Source organism: Mesorhizobium sp. (genome assembly GCF_041661565.1).
Taxonomy (GTDB): Bacteria; Pseudomonadota; Alphaproteobacteria; order Rhizobiales; family Rhizobiaceae; genus Mesorhizobium.
On the sequence record NZ_JBAZUD010000040.1, the window covers coordinates 1 to 15,937 of the forward strand.

Sequence of the window (15,937 nt, forward strand, 5' to 3'; positions counted from 1 at the left end):
GCCTTGCTATTGGACCGTTGATCCGCCGGCATTGTCCCTAGTCGGATTGGCGTCTTGCCTGCAAGATGAACAGCACCATCGTGAGGACATTCATGCGTAAACTGATCTCCACCGGCTCGCCCTTCGAAAAGACCGCCGGCTATTCGCGCGCCGTCGTGCAGGGCGACTGGTGCTTCGTCTCCGGGACAACAGGCTACGACTACGCGACCATGACGATGCCGGAGACGGTCGAGGCGCAGACGCGCAATTGCCTGGCGACGATCGGCAAGGCGCTGAGCGATGGCGGCTTCGAAATGGCCGATGTGGTGCGGGCGCATTACTACATCACCGACCGGGCCTTTGTGGACGTCGTCTTCCCGATCCTGGGCGAGACGTTCGGCGACATCAGGCCGGCGGCGACAATGATCATTTGCCAGCTCAACACACCGGAAATGAAGATCGAGATTGAAGTCACCGCGTTGCGGCAACGGACCTGACGGATGAAGGTCAAGCGCATCGTCGCCAATATCGGCACGCCCGACGTCGCGGCCGCGAAGCGCTTCTACAAGGATGTGCTCGGCCTTGACCTGCTGATGGATCATGGCTGGATCGCCACCTACGGCTCGCAGGAAGAAATGGACGTTCAGGTCAGCTTCGCCGAGCAGGGAGGCTCGGGAACGCCGGTTCCGGATCTGTCGATCGAGGTCGACGATATCGAGGCGGCGCTGCAAGGCATGAGGGCGGCCGGCTTCGCCGTCGAATACGGGCCGGCGGACGAACCCTGGGGCGTGCGGCGCTTTTATGTCCGCGATCCGTTCGGCCGGCTGGTCAACATTCTCTCGCATCGGTGACGGCGCTTGGCACAGCGCAGGCTTGCACTGCGGCCGCTGGGCGTTTAGCAAAGCGCCGGTCGCACAGCGCCGCGCGCCTCCCTGGCGCGCAAAGGATGCTGTGCAAAATTGTAACAGATCTTTCGGGACGTTCTCCATGGCAACCAAGCATCTCTTCCTGCTCGCCGGCGACGGCATCGGCCCCGAGGCCATGGCCGAGGTCAAGAAGCTGATCGCCGCCATGAATGAAAAGCTCTCCAGCGACTTCGTCACCGACGAGGGGCTGGTCGGCGGCTGCGCCTACGACGCACATGGTGCCGCGATCTCGGATGCCGACATGGCAAAGGCGATGGCGGCGGACGCGGTGCTGTTCGGCGCCGTCGGCGGGCCGAAATGGGATGCCGTGCCTTATGAGGTGCGCCCGGAGGCCGGCCTGTTGCGGCTGCGCAAGGACATGGAGCTGTTCGCCAATCTGCGCCCCGCCATCTGCTATCCGGCGCTGGCGGCCTCTTCCTCGCTCAAGCAGGAGGTGGTCGAGGGTCTCGACATCCTGATCGTGCGCGAGCTAACCGGCGGCGTCTATTTCGGCGAGCCCAAGCAGATCATCGATCTCGGCAACGGCCAGAAGCGCGGCATCGACACGCAGGTCTACGACACGTTCGAGATCGAACGCATTTCGGGCGTCGCCTTCGAGCTGGCGCGGACGCGCAAGAACCACGTCACCTCGATGGAAAAGCGCAACGTCATGAAGTCGGGCGTGCTGTGGAACGAGGTCGTGACCCAGACCCACAAGGCGCGCTATTCCGACGTCAAGCTCGACCACATGCTGGCCGATGCTGGCGGCATGCAGCTGGTGCGCTGGCCAAAGCAGTTCGACGTCATCGTCACCGACAATCTGTTCGGCGACATGCTGTCCGACATCGCCGCCATGCTGACCGGCTCGATCGGCATGCTGCCGTCGGCCTCGCTCGGCGCGCCGGATGTGAAGACCAAGAAGCGCAAGGCGCTCTACGAGCCGGTACACGGCTCGGCGCCCGACATCGCCGGCAAAGGCATCGCCAATCCGATTGCCATGATCGCCTCCTTCGCCATGTGCATGCGCTATTCCTTCGGCATGGTCGACGAAGCCGACAAGCTGGAAGGCGCGATCGCCGCCGTGCTCGACCAGGGGCTGCGCACCAAGGACATCCTGTCCGACGGCATGACCGAGGTCGGAACGGTCGAGATGGGCGACGCGATCATCGCCAAGTTTCTGGGGTGATATCGGGCTCCGTTCGACCGGATCGCTGCGCTGCCAATCTCCAAAGCCAGCGCCGCCCCTCATTGCCCTGCCGGGCATTTCTCCCCGTAAACGGGGCGAAAGAGGCTGTCTCAACGCCGGCGATCCTGCAACCATTGGCGAAATCGCCATGCCATCGTCCCTCGCCCCGTATACGGGGAGAGGATGCCGGCAGGCAGGTGAGGGGTAGCGCCAAGGCCGACAGCAAGCTGGAGCCCGGCCTGTCCTCTTCGAAGCCTATATCCTGACGCCCGCCGGCACCGGCCCCCATTTGTTTTCGCGGGCCTGGGTCGGGATCAGCGCGAACACCAGGATGATCAGGCTGCCGATGCTGGGGATGAGGATCAGCAGACAGAGCCAGCCCGACAGGCCGATGTCGTGCAGCCGGCGCACGGTCATGCCGAGGCCGGGCAGGAGGGTCGCCAGCAGGAAGGTGCCGCAGAGGCCAACGGTCACCGCCGCCGAGACGTCGCTGTCGAGATTGCCCATTTCGCCATCGGTGAAAATGCCGATGCCGAAGATGATCAGCAGGCTGACCAGCCAGAACAGGCAATAGCCCCAATACTCCTTGCGGCGGGCGCGGCCGGCGAAATTGAAATAGTTCCGGGTCAGGCCCCGCCAGAAATAGCTCCAGAGATCGGTGGGTTCGGAGGGCTCGGACGACCGGCCAAAATGCCGTGCCTGCGCTGTGCCTGTCGCTGGTGGAGTGGTGTGCGGTGTAGAGCCCCCGCCGGCGTCGGCGGCCTGGCTCGCGGGCTGGGCGGCGATCGAAAAGACATCGCTCGCCCGGCCGCCGCCGCCTTGGAACTCGACACCCGTGCCCCTGGGCATCGCGGTTTGCCGGCGCAGATCCTCGCGCCTGAAGGTGTAGCGGTTGCCATCGGCTCCGGTGATGAAGCCGAAGCCCTGATCCTCGTCGTAGTGAAGCACTTCGCCGCGCATTCGCCACCCCCAAACGCCACGTCCCGACCATGATGTCGCACAAGGTCGAAGCCGTCGGCAAGGCCGCGCGGCATGCTACCGCCCCGACCGCAAATCAAGCATAAGGCTGGACGTGCACCTGTCTTCGCAAACGAACAGTCCATGCCAGTCGAGCATTCGCAATCCGATCTCCCAGCCGCGGCCGTGAAAGCCTCGGGGCTCCCGATGCTGGCCATCGACGCCACCGGGCTGATGTTGTGGCCGCCGGGCAAGGGCCTGGCGGGCATCCCCAGGGTCGAGAGCTTTCTCGTCAAGGCGGCCCTGGCGGATCCGGATCCCAGCGTGGAGGTGGTGGCCTACCGATCGGGGGAAGGGCGGTTTCGACCGCTTGCGCCGTTCGAACAGGAGCATGTCGCGACAACCGGGATCGCACCGCACCGTGTCGCGCGATGGCCGGGAACACGCGCCGCGCTGGCCCGGGCTTTCGAGGCCGTGCGGCTCAGGCCATGGGACAAGCGCGAGACGGACCGTCACCTTGCCAGGACGGTGACGAATGGCAGGACCGGAATCGCCTACCACGCGGCAAGGCTGCTGATGCGCGCCTATCGTCTCTACCAGCGGGCGAGGATCCGGTTCTGCCTGCGCCAGGATGTTCCCGGCCGGCCCGGCGTGGTCGAACCCGGCATCGTGCTGATCAGCCATCACATCCTGACGCAGGAGGACCGGGCCGCGGTCTCCGGCGGGGCCGGGGACATCGCGTTTCTTTGCCACGACCTTATCCCGGCCTTGCGCCCGGATCTGATCGGCGTCAACACCAGCGAGGGCCGCTTTGGGTCTTACCTCGAACGCCTGGTGGCGTCCGGGGCGCCAGCGTTCTGCGCCTCCGACGAGGTCAGCGCCACGCTGAGCGAACACATGCGCGAGGCGGGTATCGGCCCGCCGGTCGTGTATCGCTTTCCGATGCCCTCGGTCCTGCACGAGACCGCGTCGCGCATGGGTTCCACCTCGCGCATCGAGGCAGGCGAACCGTTCGTGCTCTACTGTTCGACCATCGAAGTGCGCAAGAACCACATCCTGCTGGCGCGGATCTGGCAGCAGGCGCTCGAGGAAGGCGTCAAGCTGCCGAGGCTTGTCTGCGCCGGGCGCTGGGGTTGGATGATCGAGCCGCTGCGCGCCTATCTGAAGGCCCATCCCGAATTGCTCCGGTCGGTTACATTCACCGGACCGGTCAGCGACGAAGAGCTCATCCAGTACTATCGCAGCGCGTCCTTCGGCGTCTTTCCCTCGCATATAGAAGGCTGGGGCTATGGCGCGTCGGAGTGTCTCGATTTCGGCCTTCCGGTCATCGTGTCGACAGCACCGTCCCTGATCGAGGCGACCGGCGGCCTGATGCCGTCGATCGATTCAAACGACCAAGGCGGGCTGGTACGCGGCGATCCGCAAAATGGCTGAAGACTCGGCTTGGCGTTCGTCATTGGCGGAGCGCATCGCAAAGCAGCATCGACCGACGCCGGCATCGGCCAGCTGGGCCGCCATCAAGGCCGGGCTGAAGGACAGCGCGTCTCGCCGTTTGTAGAGTTTATGAAGGCCGCTTCTTCGGCTTCTTGTGCTTCGGCGGGCCGCCATCCTCGAATTTCGGCTTGCCTGGCTTCTTCGCCCACGGCGTTGCCTCATGCGCGGCTGCCGGGCGCTGCTCGGCCGAGGCCGGCGCTCGCTTCTCGAACTTGCGCTTCGGCGCGTTGGGGTCGAACGGCGCCTTGCCGCGATGCGGTTTCTTGTCGGGGCTCGGCGCCTGATAGCCGGCGCGCGACAGATCGGGCGTGCCGTCAAGCCGCTTGACCACTATGCTGCCCTGCAGCTTGCGGTCGGGGCCGATCGCGGCGAGAAAACGTTCGGCCCAGTCGGCTGATATCTGCACATAGGTTTCTTCCGGCTGCATCTTGATGGCGCCGATCTCGCGCTTCGAGATGCTGCCGGCGCGGCACAGCATCGGGATCAGCCAGCGCGGCTCGGCATTCTGCCGGCGCCCCACCGACAGCGAGAACCAGACGCTGGCGCCGAAATCCTCGCGGCGGCTGGGCGCCTCGTCGCGGTGCGCGAAGTTTTCGCCCGCCGGTCTTTCACGCGAAGGCGTGAACGGCGCGACATCCATCAGGTCCTCAGGCGCCGAGCGGCTGGCGCGGCACTGGCGCACGAATGCGGCCGCAACCCGTTCGGCGCCATGGCGAGCCAGAAGCGCGTCGATAAACTCGCGCTCGTCCTCCTTCACCGCCTCTTCGAAGGCAGGGTCGGCGAGGATGCGCTCGTCGTCGCGCCGGATCACGTCGTCGGCGGAGGGCGGGCTCGCCCAGGTCGCCTTCAGCCCGGCGTTCTGCAGCAGCCGCTCGGTGCGCTTGCGGGCGCTGCCCGGCACGATCAGCGCGCTGACGCCCTTGCGCCCGGCGCGCCCGGTGCGGCCGCTGCGGTGCAGCAGCGTTTCCGGGTTGGTCGGCAAATCGGCATGGATGACCAGTTCGAGATTGGGCAGGTCGATGCCGCGCGCCGCGACATCGGTGGCGATGCAGACTTTCGCACGACCATCGCGCATCGCCTGCAGCGCGTGGCTGCGCTCGTTCTGGCTGAGTTCGCCCGACAGCGCGACGACGGAAAAATTGCGGTTGTTGAAGCGGGCGGTGAGATGATTGACGGCGGCACGGGTGTTGCAGAACACCAGCGCGTTCTTGGCCTCGTAGAAGCGCAGCACGTTGATGATGGCGTTCTCGCGGTCGGCCTGGGCGACGCTGAGCGCACGGTACTCGATGTCGAGATGCTGCTTCTCCTCGCCGGCGGCCGAGATGCGCACGGCATCGCGCTGATAGCCCTGGGCAAGCGTGGCGATGGACCGCGGCACGGTGGCCGAGAACATCAGCGTGCGGCGCTCGGCCGGTGCGGCGTCGAGGATAAATTCAAGATCCTCGCGAAAGCCGAGATCGAGCATCTCGTCGGCCTCGTCCAGGACCACGGCCTTGAGTGCCGACATGTCGAGCGAATGCCGTGTGATGTGGTCGCGCAGGCGGCCGGGCGTGCCGACGACGATATGGGCGCCGCGTTCCAGCACCCGCCGCTCGGTGCGCATGTCCATGCCACCGACACAGGACGCCACAGTGGCGCCGGTCAACTCGTAGAGCCATTCGAGTTCGCGCGTCACCTGTAGCGCCAGTTCGCGCGTCGGCGCCACGGCCAGTGCCAGCGGGGCCGCGGCATGGCCAAAGCGCTCCGCATTCCCCATAAGGGTGGGCGCCAGCGCCAGGCCGAAAGCAACAGTCTTGCCGGAGCCGGTCTGCGCCGACACCAGCGCATCGGCCTGGCCGAGTTCCAGAACCGCCTTCTGTACCGGCGTCAGTTCGGAATAACCGCGTTTTTCCAGCGCCTGTGCAAGCGCTGGAACAATAGCTTCGAAGTTGGACATCTCGCTCTTTCGGAATTCAGGGTTCTGCGCTCATCATGGAGCACGAGCCGGGGCCGGCGCCACGCCAGCCAAACAATCTTGGCCGTTCGTACTTCCTGGAGCCGCTCTTGTACAGGGCGCGCCTTGAAAGCCGGGCGCAGCGTCGCCAATTGACTCCTGCCGCAAACCGCGTAAAAGCCCGCCTCGAACGGGATTGTTTTCGATGCGCGGCCTGTTGATGGCTCTTCTTGCATTCGACGCCCCCAGCCTCGATGCACATCATTGGGCCGGGCGTTTTGGCGCGTCTCCTCGTTCCAGCAAAACCACGGCCAAAAAAACCACCACCAAAACGGTGTGATTCCCTTGGCCTAACCACCCTCTCCCGGGTCCGGCCCGGGGGACGGAACCCGCATCGGCCAGCGGGTTTTCTCCAAAAACCGAGCGGAGAGGGACAGGAGATCTTTATGAGTTTCAAGGTTGCAGTCGTCGGTGCCACGGGCAATGTGGGCCGGGAAATGCTCAACATACTGGAAGAGCGCGGCTTTCCGGTAAGCGAAGTCGTGGCGCTGGCGTCGCGGCGCAGCCAGGGCACCGAAGTGTCGTTCGGCGACCGCACGCTGAAGGTGAGGACGCTCGACCAATATGATTTCTCCGACACCGACCTCTGCATCATGTCGGCCGGCGGCAACGTCTCCAAGGAATGGTCGCCGAAGATCGGCAAGCAGGGCTGCGTCGTCATCGATAATTCGTCGGCCTTCCGCTACGACCAGGACGTGCCGCTGATCGTGCCGGAAGTGAACCCGGATGCGATCTCGCTGTTCACGCGCAAGAACATCATCGCCAACCCGAACTGCTCGACAGCGCAGCTCGTCGTGGCGCTGAAGCCGCTGCATGATTTCGCCACCATCAAGCGCGTTGTCGTCGCCACCTACCAGTCGGTGTCGGGCGCCGGCAAGGAAGGCATGGACGAGCTGTTCACGCAGACGCGCGCGGTGTTCGTCGCCGACGGCGTCGAGGTCAAGAAGTTCACCAAGCGCATCGCCTTCAACGTCATTCCGCATATCGACGTCTTCCTCGACGACGGCTCGACCAAGGAAGAGTGGAAGATGGTGGCTGAGACCAAGAAGATGCTCGACCCGAAGATCAAGCTGACGGCCACCTGCGTGCGCGTACCGGTGTTCATCGGCCATTCGGAAGCGGTCAACATCGAGTTCGAAAAGCCGATCACCGCCGACGAGGCGCGCGACATCCTGCGCGAGGCGCCGGGCTGCCAGGTCTTGGACAAGCGCGAGGACGGCGGCTACATCACGCCGCTGGAATCGGCCGGCGAGGATGCCACCTTCATCTCGCGCATCCGCGAGGATTCGACCATCGACAACGGCCTGTCGATGTGGATCGTTTCCGACAATCTGCGCAAGGGCGCAGCGCTCAACGCGGTGCAGATCGCCGAGCTGCTGGTCGAGCGCGGCCTGATCCAGCCGAAGAAGAAGGCGGCTTAATACCGCTCACGGGCCGCACCGCCGCTAACGCGGCTGGCCCTCCGCGAGGGCGCCGGACGACCGGCGGCCCGCGGTCGCGGGCTCGGCCTTCGGCCGGGATCGCTTCTTCCGTCTCCCCCTCTGGGACGTGGATCGGCGCGCAGCGCCGAGACGGATCAGGGTTGCTGGACGGAAGGCAGCGGTGTTGTCTCCCTATATCAGCCGACGCTGATCCTAGCCGGCCCTGTCCTTGGCAAGCTGGCGCAGCAGGACCATCGCCTCCTCGGCGCGATCGGCGGGCACGAACAGGTGGTCGTGATAGAAGGCCGAGACCGGATTGACGCCCATGCCCGCACTTGCCAGCCGCGCGGTGATGGCGGCGAGGAAGCCGACCGCTTCCAGCGAGGAGTGGATGTTCAGCGTGATCATCCGGCAGCGGAACGAAGCGGTCAGTCGCGAGGCGCTGGCCGCATCCTCGGTCACGATCAATGTCACGCCTTCGCGTTCGCGAAAGATCATCATCGGCTCGAGGCCTTCCGGCTGGGAAACGTCGGGTGCCAGCGAGACGAAGACATAGGTGCCGGCGCGCAATTCCGGCGTCATCGATGACAAGAGCGTCTTCAGATCGGTTTCACCGGCCATTTGTCTTCTCTCGATGGAGCCAGGGCGGTCAGCCCCACACCTTCAATATCCGCGCGCGGTGAATGCGCATAGGCCACGCCGGCGCAACCCGCATCCACGACATGACGATGTCGCTGACGGCCGGCCTTGCGCTTCTCCTGCATCGCACAATAGAGAGGCCGAGGGCCGACACCGGCCCGTCAAAGGACCTTCGATGATCGTTCGCCCGCGCCCAACCTTCCTGCAGCTGTTCTTCGTCATGCGCGGCTCGGTCGTGCCGCGCATCCTGCCGCAGATCCTGGGCTTCGCGCTGTATTCGGCGCTCATCGTCGCCGCGGCGCGCTGGTTCGATCTCGATTTCAGCGTCTTCAACATCACGCCGTTCGGCCTCGTCGGCGTGACGCTGTCGATCTACCTCTCCTTCCGCAACAGCGCCGCCTACGACCGCTGGTGGGAGGCGCGCAAGCTTTGGGGCACGCTGGTGTTCGAGATCCGCAATTTGGCGCGCGCCACGACCAGCCTGATCGCCGACCAAGCCGAGCAGCGCGCGCTGCTCATGGAGGCGCTTGCCTTCTGCCACTTCCTGCGCGGCCAGCTGCGCAAGATCGACAGCGTGAAGGAGGCCCGGACCTTCATCGATGCCGAGGCCGATACGGCCGCGAAGTTCGCCAATCCGGCCGACGAAATGGTCAGGCGCATGGGCCGGCGCGCCAATGCGCGGCGCCAGGCCGGTGAGGTCGATTCGATCGGTTTCCGTATCCTGGACGAGAGGCTGGCCTCGATCACGGCCATCCAGGCCGGATGCGAACGGACCGCCGGCACGCCATTGCCCTTTGCCTAAACGCTGCTGGTGCACCGCACGGCCTATATCGTCTGCCTGCTTCTGCCCGTCGGGCTGATCTCCAGCACCGGCTGGGCGACGCCGCTGTTCACGGCGCTGATCGCCTACACCTTCTTCGGCCTCGACGCGCTTTCGGAAGAGCTCGAAGATCCGTTCGGTACCGAGGCCAATGATCTCGCGCTCGACGGCCTGTGCCGCGTCTGCGAGATTTCGGTGTTCGAGGCGATGGGCGAGACGCCGCCGAAAATGATCCCGGCCGAAGACTTCTACTTTTCTTGATTGGCTCGTTTCGACCGCGCACATCGCCAGCATTTGCGTCTTCAAGCGGCGCCTTCGCTCTCCTTGTGCCGAAATGCAAACGGCGGGCCGAGGCCCGCCGTTGTCGCGAATCGTGCAACGAAGCTTATTCGGCGGTCGCGGCTTCCGCCTCGGCCGGGGCCGCGGAGGCTGCCGCAGCAGCGGCGGCGGCATCGTCCTGCGCCTTCTTCAGAAGGGCGGCGCGTTCCTGCGCCTTCTTGCCGGGCTCGGCCTTCTTGGGGTTGGAGCGGGCGTCGCGCTTGGCGATGCCGGCCTCGTCGAGGAAGCGCAGCACGCGATCGGTCGGCTGGGCGCCATGCGACAGCCAATGCTTGACGCGGTCGGCGTCAACCTTGACGCGCTCGCCGTCCTTGGGCAGCAGCGGATTCCACGAGCCGAGCGACTCGATGAAACGACCGTCGCGGGGCGAACGGGCATCGGCGACGACGACGTGGTAGTAAGGACGCTTCTTCGAGCCCGCGCGGGCCAGTCGGATCTTCAAGGGCATTTCGTTTTCTCCTGAAATTTCTGATTACAGTGTTGAGGGTGGCTGTTTTTGTCAGCCGGCTTTGCTTGCGCCGTTGGACGCGGCGATCTGCTCATGATGGCGGATCACTTCGCGGACGACGAAGTTGAGGAATTTTTCCGCGAAATCGGGGTCGAGATGGGCGTCCTTCGCCAATTGGCGAAGGCGCGCGATCTGCTGCTGTTCACGCGCCGGGTCGGCCGGTGGCAGCCCATGCGTGGCCTTCAGCACGCCGACCGCCTTGGTGCAGCGGAAACGCTCGGCCAGCATGTGGATGAGCGCGGCATCGATATTGTCGATCGAGGCGCGATAGTCGGCCAGAAGGGTGCGTGCGTCGGCCATGTCCTTCTCTTCGTTCATCGCGTGCTCACTTGTTCTTGCCCATCACTTCTTCTTCCCAAGACCGGGCAGTCCGCCACCGCCCAGGCCGGGAAGGCCGGGGAGGCCGGGGAGCTTCATGCCGCCGGGCAGGCCGGGCAGCCCACCGCCACCGGGGGTGGGCAGGCCCTTCATGCCGCCGAGGCCAGCCGCCTGCGCCTGCTTCTGCAGGGCCTCCAGCTGCTTGGGGTCCATCTTCGACAGGTCCGGCATGCCGCCGCCCATCATGCCACCCATGCCAGGCATCATGCCGCCAAGGCCCATCTTGGAGGCGAGGCCGCCCATCATGCCGCGCATCATGCCGCCGCCCTTGCCCTTGCCGCCCATCGCTTTCATCATGTCGGCCATGCCGCGATGCATCTTGAGCAGCTTGTTGATCTCGGCCGCGTCGGTGCCGGAACCGGCGGCGATGCGCTTCTTGCGCGAGTGCTTGAGCATATCGGGATTGGCGCGCTCGGCCTTGGTCATCGACGAGATGATGGCGAGCTGGCGGCCGAACATCTTGTCGTCGAGGCCGGCGGAGGCCATCTGGTCCTTTATCTTGCCCATGCCGGGCATCATGCCCATGATGCCGCCCATGCCACCCATCTTCGACATCTGCTGAAGCTGCTGTGCGAGGTCGTTGAGGTCGAACTTGCCCGACTGCATCTTCTTGGCCATCGCCGCCGCCTGCTCGGCGTCGATGTTCTCGGCGGCCTTCTCGACCAGGCTGACAATGTCGCCCATGCCGAGGATGCGGTCGGCGATGCGCTTGGGGTGGAATTCCTCCAGCCCGTCCATTTTTTCGCCGGTGCCGATCAGCTTGATCGGCTTGCCGGTGACGGCGCGCATGGAAAGGGCGGCGCCACCGCGGCCGTCGCCGTCCATGCGGGTCAGCACCAGGCCGGTGATGCCGACGCGTTCGTCGAAGCTCTTGGCCAGGTTGACGGCGTCCTGACCGGTCAGTGAATCCGCGACCAGCAGGATCTCGTGCGGGTTCGACACCTTCTTGATGTCGGCCATCTCGAGCATCAGCGGCTCGTCGATATGGGTGCGGCCGGCGGTGTCGAGGATGACGATGTCGTGGCCGCCGAGCTTGGCCGCCTGGACGGCGCGCCGTGCGATATCGACCGGGTTCTGCCCGGCGATGATCGGCAGCGTCGCGACCTTGACCTGCTCGCCGAGCTGGCGGAGCTGTTCCTGCGCGGCGGGGCGCCGCGTGTCGAGCGAGGCCAGCAGCACCTTCTTGTTCTGACGTTCGGACAGGCGCTTGGCGATCTTGGCCGATGTCGTCGTCTTGCCCGAGCCCTGCAGGCCGACCATCATGATGACGACCGGAGCCGGCGCATTGAGGTCGATGGCGACGCCCTCGGCGCCCAGCATCTCGACCAGTTCGTCATGGACGATCTTGACGACCATCTGGCCGGGCTTGATCGACTTGACGACGGCGGCGCCGACGGCCTTCTCGCGCACCTTGTCGGTGAACGAGCGCACCACTTCGAGCGCCACGTCGGCTTCGAGCAGCGCACGGCGCACCTCGCGCAGCGCCGCCGAGACGTCAGCCTCCGACAGCGCGCCGCGGCCGGTGAGGCCGTTCAGGATGGAGCCAAGGCGCTCTTGCAGGGACTCAAACATTGGTCAAACCGTCGCGCGAAGGCGCCTTGGATTCAGAATGATCCCTGTCGGGCCGATGGCCCTCCACGCCTCTTGTGCACTCCTGCAGCGATTCAAACATCTTGCGTCCTTCGATCCCGGTTCATTCGACCCGAGAGGTAATGCGTTCGCGCCGATCATCCAAGCAAAGCCCAAAACCAAAAAGCACCCGGGGGCGCTCAGCGCTGCCGGGTGTTGGCCTCCAGGATCGATTTACAGCACCGGCCTCAAAGAGGCTTCGGCGTCCTGGTGGGCTTGCTCGGAGGGATACTCGTCGCGGAATTCGGGGCGTGTAGACAGGAAATCGGTCGCGGAGTCAAGACAAGGCCGGTGGGCCGGCCCCAGTCAGGCCCCACCCGGCCGGTCCGCAAGCTCGGCCGTGACCTTCAGCGGCGAGCGCGGATGCAGCAGCAATATAATCGTCAGCAGGCTGCAGGCGATGCCGATGCAAGCGATCAGCACAGCGTCCGACGTCGTCCAGCCCGGTCCTTCGAGCGGCTTGGCGTTGAGTAGGGCGAAGGAATTGTAGCTCTCCTGGTGCGAGATGATCAGGAAGCCTGTCAGATTGTTGCCGAGATGGGCGCCAAGCGCCGCGCCGAGATTGCCGGTGGCGTAGACGATGAGCGTCAGCACCAACGCGAAGGCCGCGATGGACGCCAGCACGCAGGCATTTATGGCCGCCGACGAACCGGTGCTCCAGTGCAGCGAGGTGAACAGCAGGCCGGGCAGCAGGGCCCAGATCACCGGGCTCCTGAACCGCCTGGCCAGGCCGCGCAAGAGGTAGCCGCGGAACAGCATCTCCTCCGACGACGTCTGCAGCAGCGTGAGCAAGACGATCGGAACCAGGAACAGCAGCCAGGACGACAGGCTGATCGGGCCGCGCGCGATCTCCGGCTGCAGCAGATAGAGCAGGATCTCGGAGACCAGCGAGGTGATCAGGACGGCGACAAGCCCCTTGAGGAAGCCCGACCCCGACACATGACGGCCGGCGCCGAACAGCGCCGACAGCGGTTCGCCATGGAGCCAGCGCATGGCGATCCACAGGCCGATCCAGATGCCGCTGAAGGACGCAAGCGCGGTGAGGATGCCGATGGGCGAGCTGAGGAAGCCCTGCATCACGCCGCCGGATGGCAGGAGCGCGCCCGGGGATGCCTGCAAAAGCGCGAAGGCATAGGCGCCGCCGAGCAGCACGGCCACGGTCGTCGCGCCCCACAAGACGATGACGATCAGCGTTCCCAGGAGAAGGCGAGGCAGGGTCGTCTTGTGGTTGGGTGAATTCCGGTAGCGTTCGAAGGCGGCGGGGTCGATCGTCACGCGGGTTCCCTTTGTCGAATCCATCACCCGCTGATAGCTCATGGCCTTGAAAATCGGAATCGATTTCGCTGGCGGCTGATCAGGCCGCCGCGTGATGCTGTTCCCGCTCCGCTTGCGCGCCCTTCGGCAAACCGGTCAGCAGTTCGTGAACGAAGGCCAGCTTCCGCGCCGTAATTTCGGAAATGACGAAGGGGTAAAGGTCGGGCAGGCCCATGCAGCGGTTTATCGAGTTGGAGGCCTCGGACAGGACGAGCCAACGCTCGAGGATCATTTCGAACGGCTCGGGCGGGGACGCCGGTTCGCAGGGCGCGGCTTGCGGCTCGCCGCCGGTGTCGCCGCGCGGCAAATCATTCGTCTCCACTGTCTCAAGCCGGCCGAGCGGAAAGTTCAGCGCGTGGACCATTTCGAGCGTGTCGGTGATATGCAGATGGTGAGCCCAGGTTTCCGCCCAGTCCTCCCACGGATGCGAGGTGGCATAAGCGGAAATATGGGTCTGCTGCCAGTCGGCCGGCGCGCCCTTGGCGTAGTGGTCCTTCAACGCCTGTTCGTAATCGGCCCGGTCGTCACCGAACAGGGCGCGGAAGGCCGACAGCCTCTCCGGATCGTCGCGGATCAGGCGGTCCCAGTAATAATGGCCCAGCTCATGGCGGAAATGGCCGAGCAGGGTCCGATAATTCTCGCCCATCTCGACGCGCCGTTTCTCGCGTTCGGCGGAATCGGCTTCGGCGACGTTGAGCGTGATGAGGCCGTTGTCGTGGCCAGTCAGGATGCGTTCGCCGCCGGGGCCGCCGCCGATCGGATCGGCAAGGAAGTCGAAGGCAAGTCCAATCTCGTCGGTCGGGTTCAACTTCGGCGTCACCGGCAGGCCGAAGGACAGCAGCGAATAGATGGCGCGCTTCTTCGCTGCCTCGACGCGGATCCAGCGCTGGCGATTGCCGTCGACCGAAAGGTCCGGAATGAGCTGGTTCAGCACGCAGGCCCGGCAGAAGACCTGACCGGGCTCGGCCATCCAGTTGCAGGCGCATTCATCGGCATTGGTGCATTTGAACACGCCGTCGGCATCCGACAAGACGAAGCGGGCCTGCTCGGGATCGTAAAGGACGAGGCTCGAGCAGTTCAGGCACTGGGCGTTCTCGAAATAGAGCCGGTTGCCGCAACGCGGACAGTCGAAGAGTTTCATGTCGGTCCCTCAGGGCAAGCATGGAGTGCATGGCGACCCCCTCCAACGCTGACCGCCCGCCCGCGTTCCGCCTGGCGACAAGCTAATTTGCTGCGAACCGCCCGCCGCCAGTCCCCCCGCCGCTTCGCTCGGAAGCTGATCGGGTCCACCGCTTCAACAGTCTCGAAGCACAGGCCGTTCTGGCGGCGGAGTGGCGCCGAGGACAGGAAATCAACGTCACTGGCGCTGCCCCCGCCTTAATAATCACTTGATCGTGCGCGAATTCCACGGCATTCGCCATCATTGCAGCTCGGACAGTGACAAGGGCTTGTTTCGCTGGCAAATTCGCAGCTGGGACGTGAATCAGGCAATCAGGAGAAAAAAATGGCATTTCTTGCCAAGGGTAAGATGTTCGCAGCCGCGGCGGTGGCCGTGCTTGCGCTGGCGACAGGGGCGCAAGCGGCGGCCAGCTGTGGCAAGACCGGCGCCGGCTTCGATGCATGGAAGCCCGAATTCGCCGCGGAGGCCAAGGCCGAGGGCGTGGGCTCGAGAGGCCTGGCAGCCCTGGCCGGTGCCAACTACGCGACAAAGACGATCTCCGTCGATCGCGGTATCCACAAGGCTTTCAGCGGCTCGGTCGAGGACTTCATGAAGCGGCGCGGCGGCGCGGCGATCATTTCCAAGGGCCGTGCGCTGAAGAAGTCGAACGCGGCGCTGTTCAACCAGATCGAAAGCACTTACGGCGTGTCGCCGGGTGTGTTGCTGGCCATCTGGGGCATGGAGACCGGCTTCGGCTCCTCGATGGGCAACCAGAACACGGTTTCGGCCATCTTGACGCTTGCCTATGATTGCCGCCGTCCGGGGTTCTTCTATCCGCACGCCATCGCCGCCCTGAAGCTTGTCGATCGCGGTGCGTTGACCGCGTCGTCGGTCGGCGCCGCGCATGGCGAGATCGGCCATACCCAGTTCCTCCCCGGCAATGTCCTGAAATATGGCGTCGGCAGCGGAAACCTGCGCGATAAGGGCACCGCGCTGGCTTCGACCGCCAATTTCCTCAAGGCGCATGGCTGGCGGGCAGGTGCCAGCGCGAGTTCGAACATGGGCGCAATTGCCGGCTGGAATTCCGCGAGCGTCTACCAGCAGGCCATCGCCCGCATTGCTGACGCGATCGACGGCGGTTGATCGAAACCTTTGTCCGACAAGAGCCCGGCCACGTGCCGGGCTTTTTTGTTGATGGTGCGGGGTTGAAACCCTC

15 protein-coding genes and 1 pseudogene are annotated in these 15,937 nt (G+C 65.0%); 8 read left to right on the top strand and 8 right to left on the bottom strand.

Annotated features, from left to right (window positions below; genetic code table 11):
• The first annotated feature begins 92 nt into the window (after nucleotides 1-92).
• The 3 genes from WC739_RS09625 to leuB all read left to right on the top strand — a co-directional run bounded on the left by WC739_RS09625 (nucleotide 93) and on the right by leuB (nucleotide 2,070).
• A complete protein-coding gene (locus WC739_RS09625) occupies nucleotides 93-476 on the top strand; it encodes a RidA family protein (RefSeq protein ID WP_372952799.1) in 384 nt (127 codons plus the stop codon).
• Nucleotides 477-479: 3 nt separating this feature from the next.
• On the top strand, nucleotides 480-830 hold the full coding sequence (locus WC739_RS09630) for a VOC family protein (RefSeq protein ID WP_372952800.1): 351 nt from the start codon (nucleotides 480-482) through the stop codon (nucleotides 828-830).
• 136 nt (nucleotides 831-966) lie between these two features.
• Complete coding sequence (gene leuB / locus WC739_RS09635; protein ID WP_372952801.1) at nucleotides 967-2,070, top strand: 3-isopropylmalate dehydrogenase; 1,104 nt, start codon at nucleotides 967-969, stop codon at nucleotides 2,068-2,070.
• A gap of 255 nt (nucleotides 2,071-2,325) precedes the next feature.
• Here the strand turns inward: leuB and WC739_RS09640 are convergent, their stop codons facing one another.
• On the bottom strand, nucleotides 2,326-3,030 hold the full coding sequence (locus tag WC739_RS09640) for a DUF805 domain-containing protein (protein ID WP_372952802.1): 705 nt from the start codon (nucleotides 3,028-3,030) through the stop codon (nucleotides 2,326-2,328).
• Between the two features lie 141 nt (nucleotides 3,031-3,171).
• Here WC739_RS09640 and WC739_RS09645 point away from each other — a divergent pair, with 141 nt between their 5' ends.
• Entirely contained in the window at nucleotides 3,172-4,461 is a 1,290-nt protein-coding gene (locus tag WC739_RS09645) for a glycosyltransferase (RefSeq protein ID WP_372952803.1), read from the top strand.
• A 127-nt stretch (nucleotides 4,462-4,588) separates the two neighbouring features.
• Here WC739_RS09645 and WC739_RS09650 read toward each other — a convergent pair whose 3' ends face one another.
• Nucleotides 4,589-6,457 carry a DEAD/DEAH box helicase gene (locus tag WC739_RS09650; protein WP_372952804.1) on the bottom strand — a complete coding sequence of 623 codons (1,869 nt, stop codon included), beginning with the start codon at nucleotides 6,455-6,457 and terminating at the stop codon, nucleotides 4,589-4,591.
• Nucleotides 6,458-6,659: 202 nt separating this feature from the next.
• Between WC739_RS09650 and WC739_RS09655 the strand changes: the two genes are divergently transcribed.
• A complete protein-coding gene (locus WC739_RS09655; protein WP_372952805.1) occupies nucleotides 6,660-6,794 on the top strand; it encodes a hypothetical protein in 135 nt (44 codons plus the stop codon).
• A 106-nt stretch (nucleotides 6,795-6,900) separates the two neighbouring features.
• Complete coding sequence (locus WC739_RS09660) at nucleotides 6,901-7,935, top strand: aspartate-semialdehyde dehydrogenase (protein WP_372952806.1); 1,035 nt, start codon at nucleotides 6,901-6,903, stop codon at nucleotides 7,933-7,935.
• Between the two features lie 213 nt (nucleotides 7,936-8,148).
• Here WC739_RS09660 and WC739_RS09665 read toward each other — a convergent pair whose 3' ends face one another.
• Complete coding sequence (locus WC739_RS09665; RefSeq protein ID WP_372952807.1) at nucleotides 8,149-8,556, bottom strand: ACT domain-containing protein; 408 nt, start codon at nucleotides 8,554-8,556, stop codon at nucleotides 8,149-8,151.
• Nucleotides 8,557-8,749: 193 nt separating this feature from the next.
• On the opposite strand from WC739_RS09665, the pseudogene WC739_RS09670 reads away from it, so the two are divergent.
• Nucleotides 8,750-9,655 (top strand): annotated as a pseudogene (locus tag WC739_RS09670) (bestrophin family protein).
• A 124-nt stretch (nucleotides 9,656-9,779) separates the two neighbouring features.
• Here WC739_RS09670 and rpsP read toward each other — a convergent pair.
• The 5 genes from rpsP to WC739_RS09695 form a co-directional block, all read right to left on the bottom strand.
• Nucleotides 9,780-10,181 carry a 30S ribosomal protein S16 gene (rpsP, locus tag WC739_RS09675; RefSeq protein WP_372952808.1) on the bottom strand — a complete coding sequence of 134 codons (402 nt, stop codon included), beginning with the start codon at nucleotides 10,179-10,181 and terminating at the stop codon, nucleotides 9,780-9,782.
• 51 nt (nucleotides 10,182-10,232) lie between these two features.
• The gene (locus WC739_RS09680) at nucleotides 10,233-10,559 is read right to left on the bottom strand and encodes a chorismate mutase (protein WP_224662556.1); all 327 of its coding nucleotides are present in this window, start codon (nucleotides 10,557-10,559) and stop codon (nucleotides 10,233-10,235) included.
• Between the two features lie 24 nt (nucleotides 10,560-10,583).
• Nucleotides 10,584-12,191 (bottom strand): signal recognition particle protein, encoded by a 1,608-nt coding sequence (ffh, locus tag WC739_RS09685; protein WP_372952809.1) that lies wholly within the window; start codon nucleotides 12,189-12,191, stop codon nucleotides 10,584-10,586.
• Between the two features lie 363 nt (nucleotides 12,192-12,554).
• Complete coding sequence (locus WC739_RS09690; RefSeq protein WP_372952810.1) at nucleotides 12,555-13,523, bottom strand: lysostaphin resistance A-like protein; 969 nt, start codon at nucleotides 13,521-13,523, stop codon at nucleotides 12,555-12,557.
• Between the two features lie 79 nt (nucleotides 13,524-13,602).
• On the bottom strand, nucleotides 13,603-14,703 hold the full coding sequence (locus WC739_RS09695; RefSeq protein WP_372952811.1) for a putative zinc-binding metallopeptidase: 1,101 nt from the start codon (nucleotides 14,701-14,703) through the stop codon (nucleotides 13,603-13,605).
• Between the two features lie 363 nt (nucleotides 14,704-15,066).
• Here WC739_RS09695 and WC739_RS09700 point away from each other — a divergent pair, with 363 nt between their 5' ends.
• Nucleotides 15,067-15,864: a lytic transglycosylase domain-containing protein gene (locus tag WC739_RS09700; protein ID WP_372952812.1), complete on the top strand. Its 798-nt coding sequence runs from the start codon at nucleotides 15,067-15,069 to the stop codon at nucleotides 15,862-15,864.
• Nucleotides 15,865-15,937 lie beyond the last annotated feature (73 nt).